The sequence below is a fragment of the Hymenobacter lapidiphilus genome (assembly GCF_013377885.1).
Classification (GTDB): domain Bacteria; phylum Bacteroidota; class Bacteroidia; order Cytophagales; family Hymenobacteraceae; genus Hymenobacter; species Hymenobacter lapidiphilus.
In genome coordinates this window covers 35,620-61,430 of the sequence record NZ_JABKAU010000028.1, presented here as the reverse complement: position 1 = coordinate 61,430, position 25,811 = coordinate 35,620, and the positions used below count along the sequence as shown (strand labels likewise).

General features: G+C 60.4%; 18 protein-coding genes and 1 tRNA gene. 6 read left to right on the top strand and 13 right to left on the bottom strand.

The window, feature by feature from the left end; translation table 11 throughout:
* Window positions 1–130: 130 nt before the first annotated feature.
* The 6 genes from HW554_RS14445 to HW554_RS14420 all read right to left on the bottom strand — a co-directional run bounded on the left by HW554_RS14445 (window position 131) and on the right by HW554_RS14420 (window position 4,776).
* The gene (locus HW554_RS14445; protein WP_176909278.1) at window positions 131–760 is read right to left on the bottom strand and encodes a hypothetical protein; all 630 of its coding nucleotides are present in this window, start codon (window positions 758–760) and stop codon (window positions 131–133) included.
* Window positions 761–835: 75 nt separating this feature from the next.
* Window positions 836–1,492, bottom strand: a complete 657-nt coding sequence (locus tag HW554_RS20700) for a hypothetical protein (RefSeq protein WP_246285271.1) — start codon at window positions 1,490–1,492, stop codon at window positions 836–838.
* Between the two features lie 174 nt (window positions 1,493–1,666).
* Window positions 1,667–2,302: a DUF6266 family protein gene (locus HW554_RS14435; protein ID WP_246285264.1), complete on the bottom strand. Its 636-nt coding sequence runs from the start codon at window positions 2,300–2,302 to the stop codon at window positions 1,667–1,669.
* Window positions 2,303–2,364: 62 nt separating this feature from the next.
* On the bottom strand, window positions 2,365–2,991 hold the full coding sequence (locus HW554_RS14430; RefSeq protein WP_176909277.1) for a thermonuclease family protein: 627 nt from the start codon (window positions 2,989–2,991) through the stop codon (window positions 2,365–2,367).
* 256 nt (window positions 2,992–3,247) lie between these two features.
* A complete protein-coding gene (locus tag HW554_RS14425; protein ID WP_176909276.1) occupies window positions 3,248–4,534 on the bottom strand; it encodes a site-specific integrase in 1,287 nt (428 codons plus the stop codon).
* Window positions 4,535–4,704: 170 nt separating this feature from the next.
* A tRNA-Arg gene (locus HW554_RS14420) sits at window positions 4,705–4,776 on the bottom strand.
* Between the two features lie 99 nt (window positions 4,777–4,875).
* On the opposite strand from HW554_RS14420, the gene HW554_RS14415 reads away from it, so the two are divergent.
* The gene (locus HW554_RS14415; protein ID WP_176909275.1) at window positions 4,876–6,042 is read left to right on the top strand and encodes a DUF2652 domain-containing protein; all 1,167 of its coding nucleotides are present in this window, start codon (window positions 4,876–4,878) and stop codon (window positions 6,040–6,042) included.
* A gap of 208 nt (window positions 6,043–6,250) precedes the next feature.
* Here HW554_RS14415 and HW554_RS14410 read toward each other — a convergent pair whose 3' ends face one another.
* Window positions 6,251–7,492 (bottom strand): Pycsar system effector family protein, encoded by a 1,242-nt coding sequence (locus tag HW554_RS14410; protein ID WP_176909274.1) that lies wholly within the window; start codon window positions 7,490–7,492, stop codon window positions 6,251–6,253.
* A gap of 248 nt (window positions 7,493–7,740) precedes the next feature.
* On the opposite strand from HW554_RS14410, the gene HW554_RS14405 reads away from it, so the two are divergent.
* A complete protein-coding gene (locus HW554_RS14405) occupies window positions 7,741–11,646 on the top strand; it encodes a metallophosphoesterase (RefSeq protein ID WP_246285256.1) in 3,906 nt (1,301 codons plus the stop codon).
* 225 nt (window positions 11,647–11,871) lie between these two features.
* Window positions 11,872–13,017 carry a DUF6268 family outer membrane beta-barrel protein gene (locus tag HW554_RS14400; RefSeq protein WP_176909273.1) on the top strand — a complete coding sequence of 382 codons (1,146 nt, stop codon included), beginning with the start codon at window positions 11,872–11,874 and terminating at the stop codon, window positions 13,015–13,017.
* A 107-nt stretch (window positions 13,018–13,124) separates the two neighbouring features.
* Here HW554_RS14400 and ppk1 read toward each other — a convergent pair whose 3' ends face one another.
* Window positions 13,125–15,245, bottom strand: a complete 2,121-nt coding sequence (gene ppk1 / locus HW554_RS14395) for a polyphosphate kinase 1 (RefSeq protein ID WP_176909272.1) — start codon at window positions 15,243–15,245, stop codon at window positions 13,125–13,127.
* Between the two features lie 92 nt (window positions 15,246–15,337).
* Complete coding sequence (locus tag HW554_RS14390; RefSeq protein WP_176909271.1) at window positions 15,338–15,829, bottom strand: SixA phosphatase family protein; 492 nt, start codon at window positions 15,827–15,829, stop codon at window positions 15,338–15,340.
* A 296-nt stretch (window positions 15,830–16,125) separates the two neighbouring features.
* On the opposite strand from HW554_RS14390, the gene HW554_RS21000 reads away from it, so the two are divergent.
* Entirely contained in the window at window positions 16,126–18,279 is a 2,154-nt protein-coding gene (locus HW554_RS21000) for a T9SS type A sorting domain-containing protein (protein ID WP_176909270.1), read from the top strand.
* Between the two features lie 111 nt (window positions 18,280–18,390).
* On the opposite strand, the gene HW554_RS14380 is transcribed toward HW554_RS21000, so the two are convergent.
* From HW554_RS14380 to HW554_RS14365, 4 genes are all read right to left on the bottom strand, one after another.
* The gene (locus HW554_RS14380; protein WP_176909269.1) at window positions 18,391–20,109 is read right to left on the bottom strand and encodes a GEVED domain-containing protein; all 1,719 of its coding nucleotides are present in this window, start codon (window positions 20,107–20,109) and stop codon (window positions 18,391–18,393) included.
* A gap of 228 nt (window positions 20,110–20,337) precedes the next feature.
* A complete protein-coding gene (locus HW554_RS14375) occupies window positions 20,338–21,618 on the bottom strand; it encodes a M43 family zinc metalloprotease (RefSeq protein ID WP_176909268.1) in 1,281 nt (426 codons plus the stop codon).
* Between the two features lie 360 nt (window positions 21,619–21,978).
* Window positions 21,979–23,328 carry a GTPase HflX gene (gene hflX / locus HW554_RS14370; protein WP_218134730.1) on the bottom strand — a complete coding sequence of 450 codons (1,350 nt, stop codon included), beginning with the start codon at window positions 23,326–23,328 and terminating at the stop codon, window positions 21,979–21,981.
* Between the two features lie 184 nt (window positions 23,329–23,512).
* Window positions 23,513–23,920: a c-type cytochrome gene (locus HW554_RS14365; protein WP_176909267.1), complete on the bottom strand. Its 408-nt coding sequence runs from the start codon at window positions 23,918–23,920 to the stop codon at window positions 23,513–23,515.
* A gap of 140 nt (window positions 23,921–24,060) precedes the next feature.
* On the opposite strand from HW554_RS14365, the gene HW554_RS14360 reads away from it, so the two are divergent.
* Together HW554_RS14360 and rfbC are read left to right on the top strand one after the other, a co-directional pair.
* On the top strand, window positions 24,061–25,191 hold the full coding sequence (locus HW554_RS14360; RefSeq protein ID WP_176909266.1) for a glycosyltransferase family 4 protein: 1,131 nt from the start codon (window positions 24,061–24,063) through the stop codon (window positions 25,189–25,191).
* Window positions 25,192–25,244: 53 nt separating this feature from the next.
* Window positions 25,245–25,787 carry a dTDP-4-dehydrorhamnose 3,5-epimerase gene (gene rfbC, locus HW554_RS14355; RefSeq protein WP_176909265.1) on the top strand — a complete coding sequence of 181 codons (543 nt, stop codon included), beginning with the start codon at window positions 25,245–25,247 and terminating at the stop codon, window positions 25,785–25,787.
* The last annotated feature ends 24 nt before the right edge of the window (window positions 25,788–25,811 follow it).

Genomic DNA, 25,811 nt, shown 5'->3' with positions numbered 1-25,811 from the left:
CGCCCGCTCCCCGGAAGCACCGCCCCAGCTGCCATTGCCAGGCACGACACCCGCCGAACGCAAAAAGCCCGACCTCGCAAAAAGGCCGGGCTTTCTGAATTACCACTACCAAGCGTCAATAACCGCCAGGTTAGGAATCCACAACCGGCACCTCGTAGCTGATGATGGCATTGTTGTCGGCCGGAAAATAGCCGTACACCTGAACCCCGGAGTCATCCGAGATACGGTAGGGCAACCCGAAAACGACGGACTGAACGCCCAGCGTGGCCACCAGCACCCCGTTGCGCACAACGTGCAGCTGCAGCCCGTTACTGTCCGAGTAGCCGCTCGTGGTCTGCTCTACGTTGATTCCGATGGAAAACCCATCGTTGCCGGCCCGCTCAGGTTGCGCCATGAAGTCCACCATTTCCGCCCAACCAACGTCGGGGTTGGTAATCGCCTGACCCGCCCGGGCCGTTGCGGTTACCGTAAACCCGCCGATGGGTTGCGAGTGGTCAACAGGGGCCGGAACAGCGGCCGCCACCACCATAGCCCCCGGTAGCTCAAAGCCCGGCGTCGGCGTCGACAGAATGTAGGACGCATCCTGCTTGAGCACTGAGAGGCTGTTAAACTGACTCGTGGGCTTGTAGGACGTGTAGGCCGTGCCCGCGGGGTTGAACCCGTAAACAATGCCAATCCGGCTCTTAAACGGGGCAGTGGCTAACTCCAGGTCGGCCCCATCATACAGGAAGCCCGACAGTTTTTTATCGATTTGAGACATGATGCGAAGTAGTGAGAATGGAAAAAAGGCCGGCCCGGGCGTAACCCCGAACCGGCCCGTTTATACCAGCCAGGGCTAGAAATCCACTTGCGGGCCGAACACCCCATAACGGACTACCCCCTGATGCTCGAAGCTGAAAGCCGCCCCGGCGTAGCGGTCGAAGTAATCCACCGAAGCCACCTGCTGGTTGCCCACCGCCAGCGTCATGGTAGCCGGTGCCGACCCGCCCGTAGCACGCTCATCGAAGCGTAATATGTCACCCGGCGAGGCCGCCAGCGTAACCCCAGCCCCCGAACTGTTCGGCCCGTTCAGCGGCGTATTGTAAACCGGCCCGGCCGGCGGCGTAGTGGGCCCGCCAGGACCAACAGGACCAGTGGGGTTGGCGGATTCACCGAACAGCGCCTCCAGCGGTAGCAGCTCCCCACCATTGCCGTCAACAGTCGGGTTAAACAGCTGGATTTCCTCGCCCGGCTCACTCTGGCCCAGCAGCCCCGAAAGCTGCCCACCCAGCCCGGCCACCCGCAGGTCGTGGACGAAAATCGTCTCGGTCGAAATATCCACCCCATAGAGTTGATTCACCAGGTCCAACCGGGCCTGGGCGTTCAGGGCCCCCGTCAGGGCAGCCACCAGCTGGGCGGCGTACTTGCGGACCCGACCGTCAAAGCGGGCCCGCAGCCGGATAGCGTCTTTCGTGCGCTTGTCGGCCTGTTTCTGATAAGCACTTTTAGGCATTGTCGTAGTAGTTAGAAAGGAAAATGCAATTAGCCGGACAATTCAGGGCGGTATGTTTGCTGGTATCCAGCTCCTACTCAGCTCCTAGGCTTGTCCTACTGGCCCCAGCCAGCCCAAATGCAAAACCGCCCCGGCCAGCACAAGCCAGACCGGGGCGGTTTTGCGCACCACTGCTTAGGCTACCTGCACCTGGGTAGTCGCGGAGGCATCCGAGCCGTCGGCGCGGTAGGCGAAGGCCAGCACCATCAGGTCGGCAGGCTGCACGCCAATCAGCGTATCATCCTCCAGCTCGATGCTGCCATCCCCCCGGCCGGTCTCCTCGTCCACGGCGGCCACCACGCGGCCTGTGGCCTTGTTGATGACCACGGCCTTCACCACGTCGGTGTCGAGGGCCGAGCTGCCGTTGCTGTTGTCGAAGTAGCTCACCGTAACCTTGCCCAGCGCCGGGTCGAGCACCGCGGCCACGCGGGAGAGCAGCTCCACGTTGCCCCCCGACAGCACAAGCTTGGTGTAGTCCACCGAGGCCACGCCCAGCGCGTCGGCCGACGTGTTGTAGAAGTTCTGCTGAATGAAGCGGTTGTAAGCCGACACCGAGCCCTGGGGCATCAGGCCCTTGCGCACCGGAATGCTCAGGGTGCGGAACAGGTCGGCCAGCTTCTTGAAGCGGCTGCGCGTGTTCTGTTGGGCGGGCGTGCTGCTGGAGTTGCTGCCCACTTTCTGACGCATGATGTTGAGGCCCCCCCGCGAAGCGAAGGTGATGCCTCCCGCACTACCTTCGATAGTGCCGAGTACGGAACGAATACGTGCCATGGTAAAAGGGAAAAAGTTGAAAGAAGAAGAAGAAGAAGAAGACAGCTGTTTTATTAGCCGAGCTACCAGGTACAGCCACCCCAGGCACTCGCTTTTTCCTGTTTGTTGAGCGCCCGCCAGACGCCCGGCCGCACCACCGTAGTAGGCCCGCATTTCCACAGCCCGCGCCGCTTGCGCCGGGCCAGCTCCTGCAGCCCCGCCAGCGTGGGCGCCGTTTGGCCAGGCTCGTAAGCCCAGGCCAAGCCCCGCGCCACCAGTATGCTATCCACCCGCAACCATCGCCGCTCGAACGGCCCGGCCAATGGCCCCAAGGCCACTCCCACCCGCAGCCCGGCCAGCGTGCGGCCGTAGCCGTCAACCCCCAGCCGTTCTACCTTCAGCACCCGCCCCCGTAGCAGACCCACTACCGAATCGGCCGCCCGCCGCCCGAAAGGCTGGCTCAGTTCCGGCGCATCCACCCCCAGCAGCCGAACCCGAACCAGCCCGGCCGGCAACAGCACTTCATAGGTATCGGCATCGAGCACTCGCCGCACACTGCCGAATTCCGGCCCCGCCCCCCAACGCGGAGCCGCCGAATTCAGCGCCACCGCTGGCTTTCTGTTCAGCGCCGAAGCCCGCACTACCTGAGCCGAAGAGGGCAGCGGCAGTAAAATCAGGGAACAGCAGCAAAGCAGGACTACAGATTTCATACACAATTATACAGATAATTACAGTAATCAGAATAAATTGTCTAGTAAACTGTAATTTCTGCTATAATTGCCGGTAGCGTATAGTGGTGTATGATTCGCCCTACTGCACTACTGCTGTTGTCGGCCTTGTGCTCGTCGACACCACCGCCCACAACGATAACGGCCGCTGAGGCTGCCAGGCGGATTGGTGAACCCGGCACCTACAAAAAAGGCCCGCTACGTTAGCGGGCCGGGTGGTGCAGGTAGAAGGGTTCGTTCAGGCCGCCGTTGGTTCCACGGCGCAAATCTGGCTGTCCAGGGTCCCCGCGTTGTCGGTAGCTCCCTCACCCTCCCAGATTCGTTTCATCGTATGGTGCTGGAAGTCCTCCACCACCTTCGCATAAATCAGCGTCGTCTTGATGTTGGCGTGGCCCAGCACTTTCTGCAGCACCTCCACCGGCATGCCCCGCATCAAACTTTGCGTGGCGAATGTATGCCGGGCCGTGTGCATCGTCACCAGTTCCCACTTGGGCACCGCCTGCTTCAGTATCCGACCGGCCACTTTCTCGACCACCTCCACCGACGACGTTACGCCCGCCAGCCGGCAGATACGTTTCAGTGCCCGGTTCATCACCTGGTTGGTCATCACCGGCAGCAGCCGCACCCGCGTACTCTCATAGCGGGCCAGCAGCGCCAGCGCGGGCGGGGTCAGGTAGATGCTCACGCCGGTGCGGGTTTTCGTCTGGGTCAGGCGCAACACCTTACTGCCGTTCCAGTCCTGCAGGTTACCAGCGTGTAAATCGTGCAGGTCCGAGTAGCGCAGGCCCGTGTAGCAGCAGAAGGCGAAGGCATCCCGCACCCGCGTAAGGCCCGCCGGCAGCACCGCCACTGCCACCGCGGCCAGCTCATCAGCCGACAGCCACACCTTTTCCACCTGCTCCCACTCTACTTTCAGCTTCGAGGGGTCCAGGGCCAGCGTCAGCCCGCGGGTTTCGCGCGCCCACAACAAAAACGGTTTGAGCCGCTTCACAAAGCCCGCCACCGAATTGTCGGCCAGCCCCCGCACCGTCCGCAGCCACCCGAGCAAGTCCTCGTAGGCCACCATATCAAAATCAGCCAGCTGCATGCCCTCCCTGCCCCCCAACCACTCGGCCAGCGCATTCCGCACCGACCCGTAAGCACGCACCGTATTGGCCGCAAAACCCAGCCCCGGCATCGCCATCACGTACTCCCCGAACAATTCCACCAACCCCGGCACCGGGCCCGCCGCCGCCACTACCAGCGCCGACTTTAGTTGCGCGGCCGTTACCGCACCATGCTTTGTGCGAAGGTTGCTGTAGGTCGTTTCTATCCGGTTGCGCAGCTTTTGAAGCCTGATAACCGCATTATCCAGGTCCGTAAACGACTTTCTGAACCCGCCGCTTTTCACATTCCAATCGGCCGCCTTGCACCGCTCCCCGGTCGCCACGCGCAGGCGTTGCCCCTCGAAAACAAGCCGAATATGAATAGCGCAACAGCCGTCAGAATCCGGGCGGTCCGCCCGACGCTCGTAGTGGATTTTCATAGTGGGGGCAGATGGGTAGTATGTGGGGGCTTAATTGGGGGCAATAATAGTGCAACAAGACGTAAATAAGGTGGTAGATATAAAACACAAATGCCCTTAAAAAACCGCGCCCTTACGGGTTTTGCAGGCATTTTAAGGACATTTGTGGGACCTCCCGTAATGGGTGGTTGTAGCCGCGACGGGAATCGAACCCATATCAAGCGTTTAGGAAACGCTCGTTTTATCCATTAAACTACGCAGCCGGGTGCTCCGGGGCCCAAAGGTACGCCGAAAGCGCAGGCGGGCCAAATGGCGCGTATCTTCGGCGGGCGGCGCTACGCAGGTGCCTTTATCCGATTTTTATGGGCGTACTGGAAGACTTACGAGCCAGAAGGCGGCGCATTGGCACCGTGGCCACCTCGGCCTTCGACGGGCAGCAGCCGGCCCTGCTGTTTATTCCCGATATCAGCGGCTTCACGCGCTTCATCGAGCAGTCGGGCAGCCCGCAGGCCCCGTTTCTGGTGGCCGATCTGCTCGAAATCCTCATCGAGGCCAACACGCTAGAGCTGGAAGTAAACGAGATTCAGGGCGACGCCGTGCTATTTTACCGGCTCGGCCCGCCCCCTTCGGCCCGCGAGCTGGTGCAGCAGTGCCGCCGCATCTACCTCGATTTCCAGAACTACCTGCTGCTGGTGGAGCAGGACACCGACTCGGACCTGGCCGCCGCCCTGCGCGAAATGGTGCTCACGCTTAAAATTGTGGTGCACTACGGCCGCGTGAGCGTGGCGCGTATCCGGCATCATACCAAGCTCATGGGCCACGACGTGATTGTGGTACACCGGCTGCTGAAAAACGACATTTCCGGTGCCGAGTACATCCTGCTCACGGAGGGCTATACGAGCACCCAGCCGCCCGCCGAACTGGCCCGCGCCTTTGCCTGGACGCGCCTGCTGCCCGGCTCCACCCACTACGACTTCCTGGGCCACACCCCCTACCACTACGCCTACCTCTCGCCGTTGCGGCTGCTGCTGAACGCCCCCTCGCTACCCGGCTCTACCAGCACCGATGAACCGATGCCCGGCCACAGCGGCCGCCTGAAGGTGCGCCGGGCGCTGCCCGTACCGGCCGAGTATGCCCTGCGGGTGGTGGGGGCACTGCGCCTGCGCCACTGCTGGCTGGCCGGGGCCACCGCCAGCCGCTTCGATGTAAGCAAGGCCGGCCGGCTGGGCACGAGCTACAAAGTGGGGCTGCTCAATGGCCAGATTGATTTCCAGACCGTGCAGATCCTGCGCGACGACGACGGGCGCTACACGTACGTGGAGAAGATTTCGCACTTCCGCCTCTTCCCCAACGCCCTGCTTTTCTTTCATCTGGAGCCCATAACCGACGCCTCCTGCCTGCTTACGCTGGAGCTGCGCTACGGCCACATTGCCAGCAGCACGCGCCTCATCCGCTTCGGCCAGCTGCGCCGGCTGCACCGTTTCCTGGGCCAGTCGCTGCGGGGGCTGACCCGGCTGGTAGCGGGTTAGGTACTGGAACTATCGGTATCCTTAACACCGCAAAAAACCAATACAGAAGCTGTTTGTAAAACTGCTGACTGTAAACAGCACGTCATGCTGAGCGCAGCCGAAGCATCTCTACCGCAGTAGTATACAGTTACTGTTGCAGTAGAGATGCTTCGGCTGCGCTCAGCATAACGTTTTTTGACTTTATGACAGACGACAACTTCTGCTTACGCTACATCTTGTACAGCAGCGCGATACCGAACGACAGCGCCGTCAGAATCAGGCCCACCATGAAGATGGTGTAGCTCAGGCGCAGCAGGCGGTACTTGCGCGTGAGCACGTCGCCGAGGTAATACACATCCGTCACCATATTAGTGTACACCGACTCGCCGTTCTTCATCAGTTCGTGCATGCCGCTTTGGAAGTCGTCGAGGCTAAGCTTGCTGAAGTTGCCGAAAAACAGCAGGTTCACGCGGCGGTTGGTGGCAATCTGGGGGCTGCGCTTGAGCCATTTGAAGCTCGTTACATCGGGCTGGGCGCACAGGATGGCGGTGATTACCGAACCCAGAGCCGTAGCCAGCAAAATGCCCATGGGCACGGCAATGATGGGGTTCTGAATGACGCCCACATTGGTAAGCGCGGCCGAGGTGCCGCCCAGCTTGGCCCCGAAGTAGGTGATGATGAGCGACATGAGCACGGCGTTGAGCGAAATCATCATGCTCGCCTTCTTATCAGCCATATCCGACAGCTTCATGTGGTTGCTGTACATGGTCCGGAACATGGTTTCGATACCCCGCTTAGGCTCGGCGAAGGTACCATCGGCTTCCTCATCTTTCTTCTTGCGCTTTTTCTCGGTTTTCTTGAGAGCCTTGCGCTGAGCCTTAATATTGTCCTTGAACTGCTTTTCGTAGCGCTTCTTGCCCTCCGACGAATAGAAGTGGGCGTTGGACAGGAAGTCGAGCTGGCTCTCGGCCCAGTCGGTGTTACTGAAGGTGCGACCCAGCGCGGCTTCCCACTCGGCCCGCAACAGCTCCCCGTTGGCAAAGAAGTCTTCGCGGCCCATGCCACTCATGTCGGCATCTACGAGCAGCTTTTCCAACGGCATACGTCGCTCGGCCTCGCGGTGCGTGGCCTTAATAAGGCTTTGTATCAGCGTCACCCGCTCGGGCGGGTAGTGCTGGCCGGTCAGCCACTCGCCCGCCAGCTCGGCACTCCGGAATTCGTGGCCGTCGTAAGTGTCGATGTAGCCCACATCGTGAAACCAGGCGGCCAGCAGCAGCGCCTCCTGGTCGGGACCCTCCAGGCCGGCGGCCTCGCCCAGCGCTTTGGCCTCTTTTACCACCTGGGCCGTGTGCCGGGGCGAGTGGTACACCAGTTTGGAAGGCAGCTTTTCTTCAAGCAGCGCCATCACATGGGCCTTGGCATTCTTGATAATTTCGGCCTTGGCCGGAGACGGGGTAAGAGCAGTTTCCATTGGGAAGAGCAGGGGCACGGGAAGAGTAAACGGGGGCCGATGGGGCTTACAACGCTATTCGGGCCCGCGAAGTTGGCGCACCCGCCCCAACCGTGCTTCCGCGAATTGCGTAGGGCAGCACACCGGCCCGGCCCAAACAGCGTTTATGCCTTGTGTTGGGTAAGTTTACGGTCTTTTTTGTTGTTCAGTCTGTAGCCGGCCCCGCCCGCTACGCCCTGCCCCCGACTTCGCACCCCCTGTTTTATTGTATGAATCGAAATTATCTGCTGCTGACTTTGCTGCTGGCCTTGTTCGGCGTTACGGCTCCGGCCTTGGCTCAGGAAAAAGCGAAGGTCCAGACGCCCCACCTCGAACGACCCAACTACCGCGGGGCCGGTGTCAACTGGGAATCCAAAACCCCGCCCGACACCTCGCGCATTCGCTACTCCATGTTCCTCATCGGCGACGTGGGCAAGCCCGAGCTGGAGTCGAATGGTGGCGAGCCCTCGCTTAACCTGATGCGCAAGCAGATTCTGGCGGCCGGAGCCAAAAGCTCCACCGTGTTTCTGGGCGACAATATTTACGAGTACGGCCTGCCGCCCGAAGGCGCTTACGACCGCAAAGAGTCGGAGCGCCGCATGGTGGGCCAGCTGAAAACCCTGCGCGACTACGCGGGCGAGAAGTACATGATACCCGGCAACCACGACTGGAAACAGGGCCAGCGGGGCAGCGTGGCGCAGGTAAACCGCGAGCAGCAGTTTGTAGAAGACTACCTGCGCTCCGACTCGGCCGCCTTCCCCTACACCGGCGACTTCTTTTTGCCGCGCGATGCCTGCCCCGGCCCGGTCGAAATCCGGCTGCAGGATGATCTGGTAATGATTGCCATCAACTCGCAGTGGTTTCTGCAGCCGGCCGGCGACCGGCCGGCCGGTGGCAACAGCAACTGCGGCGTGGCCAACGAAACCGACTTCTTTACCCGCCTCGAAGACATTATCCAGCGCAACGCCGGCAAAAACATTGTGGTCGTGGCCCACCATCCGCTGTATTCCGACGGCATCCATGGCGGCTACTTTACGCTCGGCGACCATATTTTTCCGCTCTCCATTGTTTATAAGTACGCCTACCTGCCGCTGCCCGTCATTGGCTCCATCTACCCGTTTGCCCGCAAGTATGGCGGCGTAAGCCAGGACATTCCGCACCCGCTCTACCAGGCCTACAAGAAGGGCCTGACGGACATTTTCGAGAAATACCCCAACATTGTATACGCGGCTGGCCACGAGCACAACCTGCAATATTTCAAAGAGGGTAACCTCAACCACATCGTCAGCGGCTCGGGCTGCAAAACCCAGCACGTAAAGCCCGGCTCGGGCGGCGACGCCCTGTTTTCCGACAAGGAGAAAGGCTTTGCCCGCGTGAATTACTACGACAACGGCGAGGTGTGGGTGGAGTACTACGTGCCCGAAGGCACCGGCGACACCGGCCGCCTCGTGTTCCGCACGCCCATGTATGCCCGGCAGGCCGAGGTAGCCGTGGCCGAGCAGCCCAGCAACGGCCTGCCCGCCAACCGCCCCGACTACCGCGACTCGACGATTACGGTGGCCGTAAATCCCCGCTACGCCGACCGGGGCAAGTTTCATAAATTTCTGTTTGGTGAGCACTACCGGAAAGAGTGGGCTACGCCCGTTACGTTTCCGGTGCTCGACCTGGCCACCGAGAAGGGCGGCCTGACGCCTTACAAAGTGGGTGGCGGCAAGCAGACGACCTCGCTGAAGCTGCGCAACGAAGAAGGCCGCCTGTTCAGCTTCCGCGGTATTGACAAGGACCCGGCGGCCGTGCTGCCGGCCGCGCTGCGCACTGGCGCGGCGGCCGATGTGCTGCAGGACCAGATTTCGGCCCAGCACCCCTACGCCGCCATTGCCCTGGCCCCACTGGGGTCGGCGGCTGGCATTCTGCACACCAACCCCGAGCTGCGCTACGTACCCCAGGACCCATTGCTGGGCCAGTACCTGCCGCGCTTCGGCAACATTACCGGCACGCTCGAAGAAGATGCCAAGGACGACCAGAGCAATGTGGAAAGTCTGGGCTTCGCCGAAAACCTGGTGGGCACCGACAAAGTGTTTGAGCGCATCACCGACGACAACGATAACAGCGTGAAGCAGGTGGCATTTGCCCGCTCGCGCCTGTTTGATATGTGGGTGGGCGACTGGGACCGGCACGAGGACCAGTGGCGCTGGGCTGAGAAGAAGGACAAGGACGGCGACCGGAAATTTACGGCCGTACCCGAAGACCGCGACATTGCCTTTTTCAAGGGCGACGGCCTGCTGCCGTATCTGGCCTCGCGTAAGTGGGCCATCCGCAACTTCCAGAACTTCGGCTACGACTACGCCGACTGGAAAGGCCTGAACCTGACGGCCCTAAGCAACGACCGCGTGTACTTGGCCGAAGTAACCCGCGAAGAGTGGGTAGAGCAGGCCCAGGAAATGAAGGCGGCCCTCACCGATAAGGTGATTGAGGACGCCATCAAGGGCCGCTTTCCGGCCGACATATATGCCCTGCACGGGGCCGAAATCGTGGCCAAGCTGAAAAGCCGCCGCGACCTGCTGCCCGAGGTGGCAGCCGACTACTCGGGCATGCTGAATAAGGTGGCCGAAGTAAAAGGCTCGAAGAAGCGCGAACGGTTTGTGGTGGAGCGCCTGCCCGGCAAAACCCGCGTTTCGGTCCAGAAAATCAACAAAGAAGGCGAGCTGACGAAGATGATCTTCGACCGCACTTTCGACAACAAGGAAACCAAGGAGCTGCGCCTGTACGGCTTTGCCGGCGAAGACCAGTATGAGCTGACCGGCGACGTGAAGCAGGGTCCGCTCGTCCGCATCATCGGCGGCATTGAGCGCGACTCGATTGTGGACCGCTCGAATGTGCGCGGGCTGGCCCACCGCCTGCAGGTGTTCGATGCCGACTCGGGCAACGTGATTGTAGCCGGCCCCGATGCCCGCCTGCGCCTGGAGCCCGGCCTCGACGTGAGCCGCTACGACGTGCACTCGCGCGCCGACCGCAAAGACTACACGCTTAATTATTTTGGCCCCGCACTGTACTTCGGCTTCAACGTCGATGACCGGCTGTTTCTGGGTGGCGGCGTCACTTACCGCACCTACGGTTTCCGCAAGGAACCCTACGCCACCGAGCAAAGCCTAGCGGCCAACTACTCGCCTTCGCAGAGCGCCTACAACGTGCGCTACAAGGGCCACTTCGTCGACCTCATTGGCAAGCTCGACCTGCGGGTCGATGCCCAGCTTTATGGCCCCCAGCTGCTCTACAATTTCTTCGGCTTGGGCAACGATACCCGCAACATCCTCGCCGACGACGACGACACCCGCAACCGTGACATCAACGACACGTACCGCATCCGGTTCTCGCGGCTGTACGTGAACCCCATGCTGGAAAAAGAAATCTTCAGCTTCCTCAAGCTCGGCTTCGGCCCGCAGTTCGACCAGTTTCGGGTAGAGCGTAACCAGATTGGCCGCGAGATTGAGCAGGGTCTGGATGTAGCCGGCAACGGCATAAGCGGAGCCGCCGTGGGCATTCGCGCCTCCGATTTCGGCCTAAACCGCTACGTGGGCGGTAAAACCTACCTCAACCTCGATGTAGCCTCCTCGCCCAAAAACCCGCGCATTGGTCTGCGCATCTACAACTCGGCCGAATACAACCGCCAGCTCGGCGGCGAGAAGCTCAACTACGGCCGCCTGGCCACGGAGGCCCGGTTCTACCTGTCGCCTAACTTCCCGTTCCAGCTCACCTGGGCTGGCCGCATCGGGGCCACCCGCAACATAGGCGACTACCGCTTCTACCAGGCCAACACGCTGGGCGGCACCACCAACCTGCGCGGCTACCGCCGCACCCGCTACGCCGGCCGCTCGTCGGTGTTTGCCAATGGTGAGGTGCGCGTGCAGCTGTTTGAGTTCAACGCCTATCTGGTACCGGGCAAGTTTGGTATTCTGGGTCTGGCCGATGCTGCCCGGGTGTACTCGCCCTTCGACGTGAAGACCGGTGCCAAAGCCTTCCACACCGCTTACGGCGGGGGCGTATGGGTTGATGTGCTCAAGCAGGCCGTTATTAACGCCACCTACTCGGGCGGCGAAGAGAAGCTGCTGTTCGTGGGCTTCGACTTCCTGTTCTAGCCCAGCGCGCTGCTTCGGCGCTTACCCATCACTGCTGCCCAACCGGCGGCAATCCAAGGGCCTTACCCCGTTCATACGACGCGCTTTCAACGGCACTTCGGCGGGGTAAGGCCCTTGGCGTTGGGGTAGCAGGCTGCTTTTTTTCGGCCGATAACGGTCCGGTGTTATCCTTTTCGCCGCCCGGTCCGTTAACGCCCCTACCTACTCGTTAAGCGCCCTTGCTCTATGCCGTTTTTCTGTACTCGCCCCCATCGTTTTTTTTACTGCTTCAGCACGGCTGTTGCTACGGTCCTGGTACTGGCCGGTGGCACGGCGCGGGCCCAGGTAAAGCCTGGCTCCCCACCCGTGTACCCGCCGCCCGCTCCGCTGGCTACCGATACGCTGCTGGATAACCAAGTAGGCCAGGCCCAGAAATTTGCCGTGCCCTCGGTGGTAGGTATGGGTCCGAGCAAAGGCGTAGTAGCCAACATCGAGAGCCTGGGTAATTTTCGCATCACTACCCGCCTGCAAGACGAGGGCGACCGTGAAACCAGCACCACGGTTACCAAAAACCGCCGGGCCTTCATCAAGGGCTACATTCCGGTCTGGAACCGACCTCATCTCAAGGTAATTCTGGGCTTCAATTACGACCGTGAGGAATTCCAGTTTCGCGAGCCCGGCAATGCGGTATTCTACCGCGACCTGGAGGACAAGGGCCTCAAAACCTTAGGTACCCAACTGGCTGTAATTCGGCCCGTCGATGAGGTGCATTGGTACCTAGCCCGGGTAAAGGCCGAGCTCAACGGCGACTACACTTCCTCGGAGCTTTCGGTGAAAGACTATCTGCGCACGTCGGGCGAGTTTATTTATGGCTGGAAGCGTAGCCCTTATTTTTCGTGGGGCGTGGGCGCGCAGCTCAGCTATACGTTCGGGCGGCAAAGCGTTTACCCCGTTATTCTCTACAACCGTACTTTCAACCCGCGCTGGGGCGTTGAGGCACTGTTTCCGGCCCGCGTATCGCTACGTCGCAACATCAATCCTAAAACGCTGCTCTACGGAGGTTACACCGTCGACGGCGCAAACTATAACATCAAGCTCCGCGAGCCGCTGGGGGAGTTGCGCACCCTTATCGTACGGGAGCGGGAAGTTAAGTTCCGGTTGCGGGCCGAGCGCGAGATTTATGACTTCCTCTGGTTTGGCCTCGAAGGCGGCTACCGCTACAATGCGGGATTCAGCGCGTTCAACGAAGACAACTACCGCCGCAGCCTGCTCGGTATTTTAAGCGGTGGCCGCACCCGGGCCGTAGACAACACGCTGGGCGGGGCCCCTTACCTGAGCGTAGAGGTGTTCCTGGTTCCCCCACGCAAGATGCTCAACAAGCTCGCCCGGTAGCCGAAACGCTGGAATTCGGCCCCTGAGGCCAACAAGAAAAACCAAAGCGCCGCCCCGACTCCCTGCATGCAGGAAGCCGGGGCGGCGCTTTGGTGGTTGTGGCGGGTTTACTTCGGGGCCTTTTTTGCGGTGGCCGGGCGCTTGCGGGCGGGCCGACCCAGAGCCGCGAGGTAGGCATAGGTCTCAAACTGGGCCCGCACCTCGCCCTCGGCCGCAGCAGCTTCCTCGGTGGGCCCGATGAAGTTGTTCTGCCAGTCGCGCGACTTCACGCTGTCCTGGCGCTGAAAATTGAGCAGGTCGAGCAGTTCGGCCCGCAGGTCAGGATCCAGGATGGGGAAGGCTACTTCTACCCGGCGGTCGAGGTTGCGGTTCATCCAGTCGGCCGACGCCACATACAGCTTCGCTTCGCCCCCATTGCCAAACACATACATGCGGGCATGCTCCAGAAACCGGTCGACGATGCCGCGCTGCTGAATATTGGTGCTCTGGCCGGGCAGGCCGGGCATCAGGCACGAAATGCCCCGGATCAGCAGCTCGACGCGCACACCGGCTTCGGAGGCTTCGTAGAGCTTGCCAATCATGCGCTCATCCTGTAAGGCATTCAGCTTGAGAATGATGTACGCCTCTTCCCCTTTCCGGGCCAGCTCGATTTCGTGGTCGATGAGGGCGTTGAGCTGCTGGCGCAGCTCGAAGGGAGCCACCAGCAGGTACTGGAACTGGCCCGTTTTGTCGAGGTGGTCGTGGAAGTAGCGGAACACCTCAGCCACCTCGCGGGTAATCTCGGGGTGGGCCGTAAACAACCCGTAATCGGCGTATACCTCGCTGGTTGCCTCGTTGAAGTTGCCCGTGCTCAGGTAGGCATACAGGCGGTTGTGGCCTTCCTCGGCCCGCGTGATGAGCAGCATTTTGCTGTGCACCTTCAGGCCGGGCATACCATAGATGACGTTGGCACCGGCTTTCTGCAGCTTCTCGGCCCAGAACATGTTGCTCTCCTCATCGAAGCGGGCTTTCAGCTCAACTATCACCGTTACCTGCTTGCCGTTTTTGGCCGCCTTCAGCAGCGCCTTGGCCACGGCACTCTTGCTGCCTACACGGTAAAGCGTAATGCTGATGTCGCTCACCTGCGGGTCGCGGGCGGCCTCGTTCAGCAGGCGCGTTACGTAGTCGAACGACTGGTAGGGCGGGTGCAGCAGATGGTCGCGGCGGGCGGTGGCAGCCAGCAACGAGCCGGTGCGCGGCAGTGTGGGGTGCGGCAGCGGTGGCATGGGCGCGTACTGCAGGTGCTTCAGGCCGAAATCGGGGAACCCGAAAAAGTCGCGGAAGTTGTGGTAGCGGCTGCCTTCTACCAGCTCATCTTTCCCAATACCGGTTTTCTGCTCAATGGCCCGCAGTATGGCGTCGGGCATGGCTGGGTCGTAGAGCAGGCGGGCCGGAAAGCCGGTGGCGCGCTTCTGCAGGCTGCTCTTGATTTTGGCCAGCAGGTTGTCCGACACTTCCTCGTCAATGTCGAGCTCGGCATCGCGCGAGAGCTTAAGCGCGTGTACCTGCACCTTGCCGTAGCTGGGGTACAGCGAGGCCGCACAGGTGCGGATTACGTCGTCGAGGAACATCACGTAATGCTCGGTGCCCACGTCAGGCAGGCGCACGAAGCGGCCGCCGTGGCGCTTGGCGGGCAGCTCCATGGCCAGCACGCGCTCCTCATCGTGCTTCTGGGGGTTGTGCGGCTCGGTCAGGTAAAAGGTCAGGTACACGCTCTGGTCGCGCAGGAACAGGTGGTGCAGGTTATCGTCGAGGATGATGGGCGAGAGCAGGTCGCGCACGTTGTCTTCGAAGTACTGCTTCACCCAGGTACGCTGCTCGGCCGTAAGCTCGTTCTCCGAAATCAGGTGGATATGCTCGCGGCCCAGCTCGGGCAGAATGTGGTTGCGAAACGTGTCGCCGAATTGCTGCTGCTGGCGGCCTACCTCGGCCAGCAGCTCGCTGAGCTGCTCGGCGGGGTCCTGGCCCAGCTTGGCTTTGGTTTTTTTCTTGAGCTTGCTGAGCCGGCGCAGCGTGGCCACCCGCACCTTGAAATACTCATCGAGGTTGCTGCTGAAAATGGCCAGAAACTTCAGCCGCTCCAACAGTGGCACGGCGGGGTCCTGAGCTTCCTGCAGCACCCGTCGGTTAAAGGTAAGCCAGCTTATTTCCCTACTTAGCAGTTGCGGCTCAGACGATTTGTCGGTCATTTTTTAGTGGGCTGGTGGTCAGTAGCAGGGCATTGACCTGCCTGAATTTATGCCTTTTGCCTGTCAGCAGTAAGCCAACAGTATAGAAAGGCTTAATAATTTTTAGGCTTATCGAAGAAGTAGTACTCCGACTTGGCGCGGTCGACATCGGCCCAGTGCTCCACGCTGAATTTGAGGCACACAATGGAAGAAGTGGGCATGGAGGGGATGGGGCTGGGCGAAAGCAGGTTGGCAAAATCGGTGAGCGTGTTGTTGTGACCCACCAGCAGCACTTCGCCGGCCGTGTCGGGCAGGGCCTGCACAATGGCCATCAGGTCGGTTACTTCGGCTTCGTAAATGGCATCTATCACCTGTAGCTTTTCGGGGGGCAGGCCCAGCGCTTCGGCCACCAGCGCCGCCGTACTCAGGGCCCGTACGGCCGGCGACGATACCAGCAAATCGAGCTTGACACTACGCTCGGCCAGGGCCTGGCCCATCAGCGGGGCCTCATCGCGCCCCCGGCCGTTGAGGGGGCGCTCCTGGTCATTAAGCATTTCGAAGCTCCAGCTCGATTTGGCATGGCGCATCAGGTACAGGGTTTTCATAGGAGCGTGGCAGTTAGGGTGGCAGGCCTCTTTACTACGGCCGGCGCAAAAGGTTATGCCCCGCCCTTCTCCCACAAATTCCAACATACTGGCTAACCGACTGTTCGTTAACAGGCTCCGAAGCCCGTGTGAAGCTCATCTGTAGATCAGCTACCTGATTACGCAAGGCTGTTTCCGTCGGCTTTTGTATAATATAGCAAAACAAGTGTATTATTGCGGTTACAAGCATGAATAAGGCGTTGGCTTATAGCAGCTTGACATCACCTTTACCTCTTCTTCTATTTTACCCTGCACCCGTGAAACAATTCTTTTCCGCTTATTTTCGACCCGCTTTGCGAACGGGGCTTCTATTACTGAGTTGCGGCTTAACTGGCCTTGCTTCGGTTAGGGCCGAAGGCTCCAAGAACCTGACGCCCGGCACTGCCAACCCCGTGGCCCCGGTTACCGGACCCAACGACCGCGTTGGCTTTTTACAACACAACGACGGTGCCAACTCCAACAATTTTCTGCTGCCCGCCGCCAGCATCGACGAACGCATGTACGTGCGCATGCAGCCCGGCGACACGCTATTCTACGGCCTTCGCCGCACCGCCTCCGGCGTGCAGAACGACCGGCTTCGCCTGCAGATTATGGACGTTGGGGTAACACTGCAGACTACCACCCTGCAGATTGATGGCGGCACCAATACCAATAGTGCCCGACTGGCCCCTGCTCCTGGCGTAATTGCCAGCTATGGCGAGGCGGCCACTGGCCCACGTCTCAAGGGTTTCGTAGGTGGCGTGCCTACGCTGCCAGCCACTGGATACAGCCCGCTTTACTACGTAAATACCGGACTGGTAGCCCGCGATGTATGGGTGGAGTTCGCGCAGGTAAATGCCAGCGGCGCTCAGGTGTTTGCAGCATCCACTCAAGGGAAATCCTGGTACGATATCTGGGATTTCACGGTGCGAAACAGGAGCGAAAAAACCGGGCGACTGTACGCCAGAACATGGTCGTTTACCGGGGGAAGCTTCACAGCGCAGTACTCGACCAGTTTCGGCTTGTACCCGCTCATCCCCAACCCCAACGCGGTTGGTGGGTACGCCGCCAATGAGTCGTTCTTTGTTAAGCGGGTAAGCTACTCCCGCATGACGCCGTTTGGGGTATTGCTGCTGGCCAACGAGTTTGGTGCATCCCCAGCTCCCGGCCGCACTACGTTTCAGGAGCGCCGCCGGAGCATCAATGCCAACGTGGGTTACGCCCAATACAAGCAGTTTGTTAACGACCCCGACCCGAACGTGTACCCAAGCACCGTGCTGCCCACCAGGCCAACGGTAACCACCACCTGCGACCCCGTTACTAAAATAACCACTTTCACCCTCAACGTCGATCAGGCAGGTTTCGGCGTGGTTTTCATCGATGGCAACCGCGACGACATATACCAGGAGTCCACTGACCGTATTCTGGAAGGGACAACGGTTTTGGGAGATAACGTCTTCACCTGGGATGGCAAATCGGACAATGGCACCGTCATTACGTCTACCTTGATCAATATTTCCTTTTCCAGCGGGGTAGGTCCGGTCAACTTCCCACTCTACGACTGCGAATCGGCAAATTTTGCTGGGATTACCGTTCGCTCCATCCGGCCGGGTGGGCTGTTGGCACCTGATTTCGTGTACTGGGATGACAGAAATTTTGCGGCGGGTTTCTCAGCGCCTTCTTACAATCCTAACGGTACCAGCGACCAGGCGAACGGCCACCGTTGGGGCGTTCCTGGCAACAACTCCGGGCCTCCCACCGGGGGCGACGGCGTGCTGGTGAACACTTACGCCGTTGGGCTGCTGGCCCGCGGGCAGGCAGTTGATATTGTGTATGACCCGGCCAATGCCTGTGCCGCCGTTGTGCCGCCGGTAGTGCTTCCTGTAACCCTGACCAAGTTTGAGGCCCGCGCCGAGGCTGGGACGGTGCGTCTGAGCTGGGAAACAGCCACAGAACTAAACAGCGCCTATTTTGAGGTGGAACGCAGCCTCGATGGCCAGCAATTCGCGGTTATTGGCCGAGTTGGGGCACAGGGCAGCAGCAACACCGCCAGCGCCTACACGCTGCTCGACCGGGCCGCCCCAACCAACGCACCGCTGCTTTATTACCGCCTGCGCCAGGTAGATACCGATGGCACGGCCGCCTACAGCGGCGTGCGTACCGTGAAGGCAACGGGTCGACCACTCATCACCGAAGCCTATCCTAACCCAGTGGTTGGTACGCTGTTCGTGCGCTTGGCCGAACCACTAACCGGTGCCTTTACCTTGAGGATACTGGACAACACGGGCCGCCTGATATGGCAGCAGCAACAACCGGCCGGCGCCCGTAAAACGACTCTGGAAGTGCCCACCGGCCAGCTGCCGGAAGGCCGGAGCTACATTCTGCAGGTACAAACCAGCAGTGGCTCTTTCATTCAGCGCTTCGTAAAATAACGTCGCTTCCGGCTTATCACCAGCGAATTCCCTGCATAGCTGGACAATCAAAAGCCCCCTTCCCGGTTCGGGAAGGGGGCTTTTGATTGTCCAGCTATGAGAAGACTACGTCTACTCTTTCACGAAACGCTGGTGCGATACCTGCTGGCCGTCGGAGATACGCAGCAGGTAGATGCCTTTGGCCAGGTTCTCGACGTGGAGCATGCTGCCTTCGAAGCGGGCAGTTTTCATCTCGGCTCCGCGCATATCATACACGCTCACCGATACGGCCCGGGCGTCGATGGCGGTTGGAATTTCGATGTTGAGCACATCGGTAGCCGGGTTAGGGTACACGCGGTAGCCCGCCTGCTCGACCGTTGCCATCTGGCGCGCCGTACCACCCGTGATGTTCACGGTGTAGTCTTCGGTTTCGCCGTAGCTGAAGTTGTTGCAGCTGGTAGTGGCGGCGTTGTCGCTCATGGTTATCCGCATGCGGGTGCTGCCGGTTTTGGCTGAGGCTGGTACCGTAAACGTGGCCGACAGCGTGCCAGCGCTCGATGAGGAGCCCGATACTACCGTTTCGCCGGCATCGGTGAAGTCGCCATCCCGGTTGTAGTCGATGTATACGCGCCAGTTTTCGGTGTAGGCCGTTGAAGCAAAGCCAGCCGAGAAGTTAATGGTCTGCGACGAGCCGGCGGCAATAGTCGTGCTGGTAGCCGTGCCATCGTAGTAGCCGGCGTTGGCACCCGAAGTGCGGTTGATGGTGCCCAGCTTTACGTAATCAATCCACTCGTAGCTTACATTGGTGCCTTTGCTGGCGCAATACGATACGGCGGGCGGCGGCGTGGTGCCACCAGGGGCGGTATCACCGTTCGAGGTCAGCAGCGAAGCACGGGCACCACCGCTGGCAAACAGCGCGTTCATGCGCGTCGACTGACCGGTAGAGAACATGTACATGCAGGCATCATCGGTGTAGTCCATGTAGTTCATGAACATGTCGCCGTTGGGACCGTTGGAGCAGGTAACTTTCGGAAACGATGGGCAGCCGCCGTTGCTGGTTTGCTGCGTGGGCGTGTCGCTCACCAGGTCGTTGCCGCAGTTGGCATCACCCCAGATGTGGCGCAGGTTCAGCCAGTGGCCCACTTCGTGCGTGGTAGTGCGGCCCTGGTTGAAGGGGGCACCGGACGAGCCGCCGCGGCCGAAACCAGTGGTGGTTACCACTACGCCGTCGGTGCTGGCGGAACCGCCGGGGAACTGCGCGTAGCCCAGCAGGCCACCGCCCAGGTTACCCACCCACAGGTTGAGGTACTGGCCGGCCGGCCAGGCGTTGAGGCCTCCGGTAGCCGTGCTCTTTATCCGGTCGTCGCTCGACCAGCTGGTAATAGAAGTCTGCTTGCGCTGAATGCCTGTAGTGGCGTTGCCGCTGGGGTCACGCTTGGCCAGCACAAACTGAATGCCTACATCGGCCACCCGCGAAGCGAAAGCCGAGGGCACTTTGCTGACATCAGCATTGAGCTTGTTGAAATCTTCGTTCAGCACGGCAATCTGCGAGGCAATCTGCGCGTCGGAAACGTTCTGGGTACTTGTGTTGTAGAGCACGTGCACTACCACCGGAATCGTGACAACGGCCGTCGTACGGTTGGCCACCGGGTTATCGGTGAACGACTGCGTCTGGGCCTCAATGCCCGCCAGACGAATGGCCATCCCAGGATCGGCAGCAAGCTGGCGCTCCAGCACTTCCATGGTCGCGCAATCGCGCTTTGTGGGCAGCGTTTGCTGCTGGGCCCAGGCCTCAGCCGTGACACCCATGCCCAACAGGCCCAGAAACAATGAGTAAATGTTCTTCTTCATAGAATGGTGTTGAAGAGAAAGATATAGGTGAGAAGAAAAGGTGCTTGGTTGCAAAAGGCAGTTCGCAGGGCCTAAACTATTAAATTAATTACAATTATAAACTCGTTTTATTGACATTAATCTAAAATATATCCTCAGGCGCTGGTAACGCCATTTTACAACTGTCCCTTAAAAGCACAAAACCCGCCCCGATAAGTCGGAGCGGGTTTTGTGCTTTTAAGAAGAAAATTACTGCTTCCGGAAGCTCTGGTGCTGAACGGATTTCCCATTAGTCATCATCAGATGGTACAGACCAGCGGGCAGAGCCGATACATCGAGGCTGCCGGCCGCCGTTGGGCGGGCCTGGGGCATTTCGAGGCCCCGCAGGTCATACACCTTCATTTCCCAGCCCGCAGCGGGCGTATCGAGACCGGTGCGAATTGAAAGCTGGCCGTCGGTCGGGTTTGGGAATACAGTCAGCGTTTCGGCAGTTGCCGTGGCGGCCAGCGGGGCCGTATCACCGTCCGAGGTCAGCAGCGAAGCACGGGCACCACCGCTGGCGAACAGCGCATCCATGCGCGTCGACTGGCCGGTAGAGAACATGTACATGCAGGCATCATCGGTGTAGTCCATGTAGTTCATGAACATGTCGCCGTTGGGACCGTTGGAGCAGGTAACCTTCGGAAACGATGGGCAGCCGTAGTTGCTGGTCTGCTGCGTGGGCGTGTCGCTCACCAGGTCGTTGCCGCAGCTGGCATCACCCCAGATGTGGCGCAGGTTCAGCCAGTGGCCCACTTCGTGGGTGGCGGTACGGCCCTTGTCGTAAGGCGCAGACGAGCCACCAGGCAGCGAGGAGTAAAGAACTACTACGCCGTCGGTGCTGGCGGCACCGCCGGGGAACTGCGCGTAGCCCAGCAGCCCGTTGCCCAGGGCGCAAACCCAGATGTTGAGGTACTGGTCCGTTGGCCAGGCGTCGTCGCCACCCCGCTTGGATTGTTTCACGGCATCGTTGGTGCTCCACGATTTTACCCGCGTCGATTTGCGGATTATGCCCGTTGTGGCACCACCGCTGGGGCTGCGCTTGGCCAAAACAAAACGAATGTTGGTGCTGGCGGCGGCACCGGCAAACGCGGCCGGAATCAGTGAGGCATCGGTGTTGGTTTTGGCGAAGTCCTGATTAAGCACATCAATTTGGGCCTGCACTTGGGCGTCGGAAACGTTCTGTGTAGCCGTGCTGTAGAGCACATGCACCACCACCGGAATGGTCACCGGGCCGACAACCGCAGCGCGATTAGCTACAGGGTTGGCCACAAAGCGGCTGGTGCGGGCCTCTATTTCGGCTACGCGCCCGGCCATCTGCGGATCGGCGGCCAGTTGGCGGTCAAACACCTCCATAGCAGCACATCCCCGGTTCTGTAGCTGCTGGTCGGTCTTTTCCGTCATGCGGCTCATGCTGCTGCTTTGGGCTGAAGCCGAAATTGCTGTCAGGCCAGAAAGGGCGAAAGCAAGTGAGTAGAACGTTCTTTTCATATAAAGGGCACTAGCAAGTGAGAGAAAAAGGGAAATCGATACCTAAAAGTGACTTAAATTATTGAATTATCAATTTTATCCAGTAAAAAATATATTTACATTAATTAATGTCCTATTTCTTAGCCATAAAACCAATCAGCTATCGAAGCTACCTAAGCTGCGGAGGGCGCTGCGGGGCCGGAGACTTAGTTCCGCTCACCTTACACTACGCCCCGGCGGGTTGACCCGTCAGTAGCAGCCGAAAACCACACAGCTCTGCCCCCATACAAAGGCCGCCATCGGGCGGACCAGCTTACCATAATCGGTAAACAGGCCCGCCCGATGGCGGCCTTTTATCGGAAACAGGACTACTGCAGGTGTTTATTCCTGCCAGCCTTCGTCGTCGCGCACGGGGTGTACGGACGGGTACCGCTCGTTGTGGATGGCGGCTACCAGCTTCACCAGGCGTGCGCGCAGCTCGTCGAGGTTGGTTCGGTCGAGGGCCGAGATGAATTCAACTTTATTGTGCAGCTTAGCCATGTAGGTGGCACGCAGCTGCTCGAGGGTAGGCCGCGGGGCCGGAGCATTCTCGTCGGCATTCATACCCTCAAAGCCGTCGTGGTAGGCGGCCTCGCCGGTGTCGTACTGATCAATCTTGTTGAAGACCACCAGCACCGGCTTCTCGCCGGCCCCGATATCCTTGAGCGTGTCCTCAACCACCGCCATGTGCTCCTCGAAGCTCTGATGCGAAATGTCGACCACATGGATCAGCAGATCGGCCTCCCTTATCTCATCGAGCGTACTCTTAAAACTCTCAATGAGGCGGGTGGGCAGCTTGCGGATAAACCCTACCGTGTCGGAGAGCAGGAACGGCACCGTATCGAGCACCACCTTGCGCACCGTGGAATCGACGGTGGCGAAGAGCTTGTTTTCGGCAAACACATCGGCGCGGCTCAGCAGATTCATGAGGGTGCTTTTACCCACGTTGGTGTAGCCCACCAGCGCCACGCGCACCATGCCGCCGCGCGATTTGCGCTGGGTCTGGCTCTGGCGGTCGAGGTCTTTGAGGCGCTCCTTCAGGAAAGCAATCCGGTCGTTTACCACCCGGCGGTCAGTCTCGATTTCGGTTTCACCAGGTCCGCGCTGCGAAACGCCGCCACCGCGCTGCTTGTCTAGGTGGCTCCATAGGCCCGTGAGGCGGGGCAGCAGGTACTGGTACTGGGCCAGCTCGACCTGGGTCTGGGCGGTGGCCGATTTGGCCCGCCGGGCGAAGATGTCGATAATCAGCAGGCTGCGGTCCACGATTTTCACCTTCAGCTCGGCCTCCAGGTTGCGCAGCTGTGAGGGCGACAAGTCATCATCGAATATCACCATGCTGGCCCCCGAGTGCTCCACGTAGGCTTTAATTTCAGCCAGTTTGCCCTCACCTACAAACGTGCGGGTGTCGGGCTTGTCGAGGCGCTGCACGAAGCGCTGCACCACGGTAGCGCCGGCCGTTTCGGCCAGGAAGGCCAGCTCGTCGAGGTATTCGGTGGTCTGGGCTTCGGCCTGGCGTTTATTGGGCACGGCTACCAGCACGGCCGTTTCCTCGTCTACGCTCGTGTCGTAGGTACCGTTTTCGGCGGCCTTGGTGAGGATGCGGCCCGCCCGGCCCTTCACGCCATCTACGGCGCCGTGGTGGCGGGTACTGTTTTGGTCTTTGCGGCCTTTGGAAGTCGGTTTATTTGCCATCGGTAAGCGTAATCAAAAGTAGAGAAAGGAGGTGCGAAGCCGGATGTAGCACTGAAAGGTAACGTGCGATATTCTTCGACGATACGCGAAGCCGAAGCTTCGCGCTACATGCCAGCGGCCCTAGGGTATGTAACGCAATCTGGCCGCAAAACGGCGCAAATTGCGCTTCGGCTTACTTGCCGGCCTACTTCAGCGTGAGCGAGTAGGCCACCACCTGCGTAATCTGCTCGTCGGTCAGCTGGTCCTTGAAACCAGGCATTACGCCCGAAACGGAGCCGTTTACTACCATGTAGGTGCGGCCGGCAGCGTTGAGGTTGCTTTTGGTGAGGTCGCGGGCACCGTTTACCCCCAGCTTACCGTCGGCCCCATGGCAAACGGCGCAGTTCTGGGCAAAAAGCGCCTGCCCAGCCGCCAGCACCGCAGCATCGGCCCCGGCCGGCGTTTCGGTAGCAGCCGCAGTGGGCGGAATGGGGGGCAGGGACTTGGTGGCGTCGGTTTCGGAGGCGTCGGCGGCCGGGCTGCAGGCGTTCAGCAGCAGCGCGGCTACCAACAGCACTGCGGGGCGGGTAATTACGGAAGAAACTGAGAGCATATACAAAGATACGCCGGAGCCGGGCAGCACGCCGGGCCCGAAACCAGGAAGCCGGCGTCGCCGTAACCGCGCCCACGGCCGGCACTGCCCCTGCGCCCCGGCCGCGTACCTTTGCAGCTCAAGTCTATCGTTTTTGCACAATGCGCGTCGCCATCGTTATTAATACCGCCTGGAACATCTGGAACTTCCGCCGCAGCCTGGTGCAGGCCCTGCAGGCCGCCGGCCACGAGGTGCTGGCCATCGCCCCGCCCGACGCCTACTCGGCGCGGCTGGAAACCGAGCTGGGCTGCCGCTTTGTGCCGATTTTGATGGAGAACAAGGGCACCAACCCGCTGAAAGATGCCGCCCTGACGCGCCGCTTCTACCAGCTGTATAAGCGCGAGCAGCCCGATGTGGTGCTGCATTACACCATCAAGCCCAACATATATGGCACGCTGGCGGCCCGGCTGGCTGGCATTCCGAGCGTGAACAACGTGTCGGGCCTGGGCACGGTATTTATCGTAAAAAATCTGGTGAGCAAGGTGGCCTTAGGCCTGTACAAGTTTGCGTTTCAGTTTCCGAAGCGCGTGTTTTTCCAGAATGACGATGACCGGCAGCTCTTCATCAGCAATGGGCTGGTGGATGCCGCCAAAACCGATTTGCTGCCTGGTTCCGGCGTGGATATTACCCGCTTTCAACCTGCCCCGGAGTTCCGCCGCAACACGCCATTCGTGTTTCTGATGATTGCGCGGGTGCTCTACGAAAAGGGTGTGGAAGAATACTTTGAGGCGGCCCGGCTGGTGCGCGAGGCCGTGCCCGGCACGCGGGTGCAGCTGCTGGGAGGCATTGATGAAAGCGGCGGCGTGGGCGTGAAGCGGGCCGTATTCGAGCAATGGCTGGCCGCCGGCCAAGTCGAGTATCTGGGTACTTCCGACAACGTGGCCGAGCTGCTCGCCCAGGCCGATTGCGCGGTGCTACCCTCCTACCGCGAAGGCACGCCCAAAACCCTGCTCGAAGCAGCCGCCATGGGCAAGCCCATCGTCACGACCAATGTGCCCGGCTGCCGCGATACGGTGGTGGACGGCCGCAATGGCCTGCTCTGCCAGGTGCGCGATGCCGCCGATCTGGCCGCCAAAATGCTGCAGGTGCTACGCCTGTCCGATGCCGGGCTGGAGCAGATGGGACGCGCCGGCCGTGAGTTAGCTGTGACCAAGTTCGACGAGCAGCTGGTACTCGACAAGTATCTGGCTGTGGTAAACGAAGTGGAAAAAAACCGCGCCGGCCGCCGGTAAATCTGCCTAACTTGCGGCCCGAAAGTGGCTACCGCCAGCAAAAGCAGCACTATATGGAGTTTAAATACTTTGATATTCCGGACGTTGTCGAAATCCAGCCCCGGGTGTTTGGTGATGCCCGCGGGGCGTTTTTCGAGTCGTTCAGCGCCGAGAAGATGGCGGCGGCGGGCATCGTGGGCAACTGGGTGCAGGACAACCAGTCGCGCTCTGACCGGGGCGTGGTGCGGGGCCTGCACTTCCAGCAGCCACCCCATGCCCAGGCCAAGCTCGTGCGCGTTGCCGCCGGCCGCGCCCTCGACGTTATCGTGGATATCCGCCGCGACTCGCCCACTTACGGCCAGCACCTGTCCGTCGTGCTGGATGCCGAGCGGTTCAACATGCTCTACGTGCCCGTTGGCTTCGCCCACGGATTCACGGCCCTCGAAGACGGCACGCTTTTCCTATACAAGTGCACCGACTACTACGCCCCCCACTCGGAGGGCGGCCTGCTTTGGAACGACCCGGCCCTGAACATCGACTGGGGTGTTTCCAACCCGACCATCTCGGCCAAAGACCAGGTATTGCCCACGCTGGCTGATTTCAACAGCCCCTTTTAATCACAGATGTTGCAGATGAAGCCG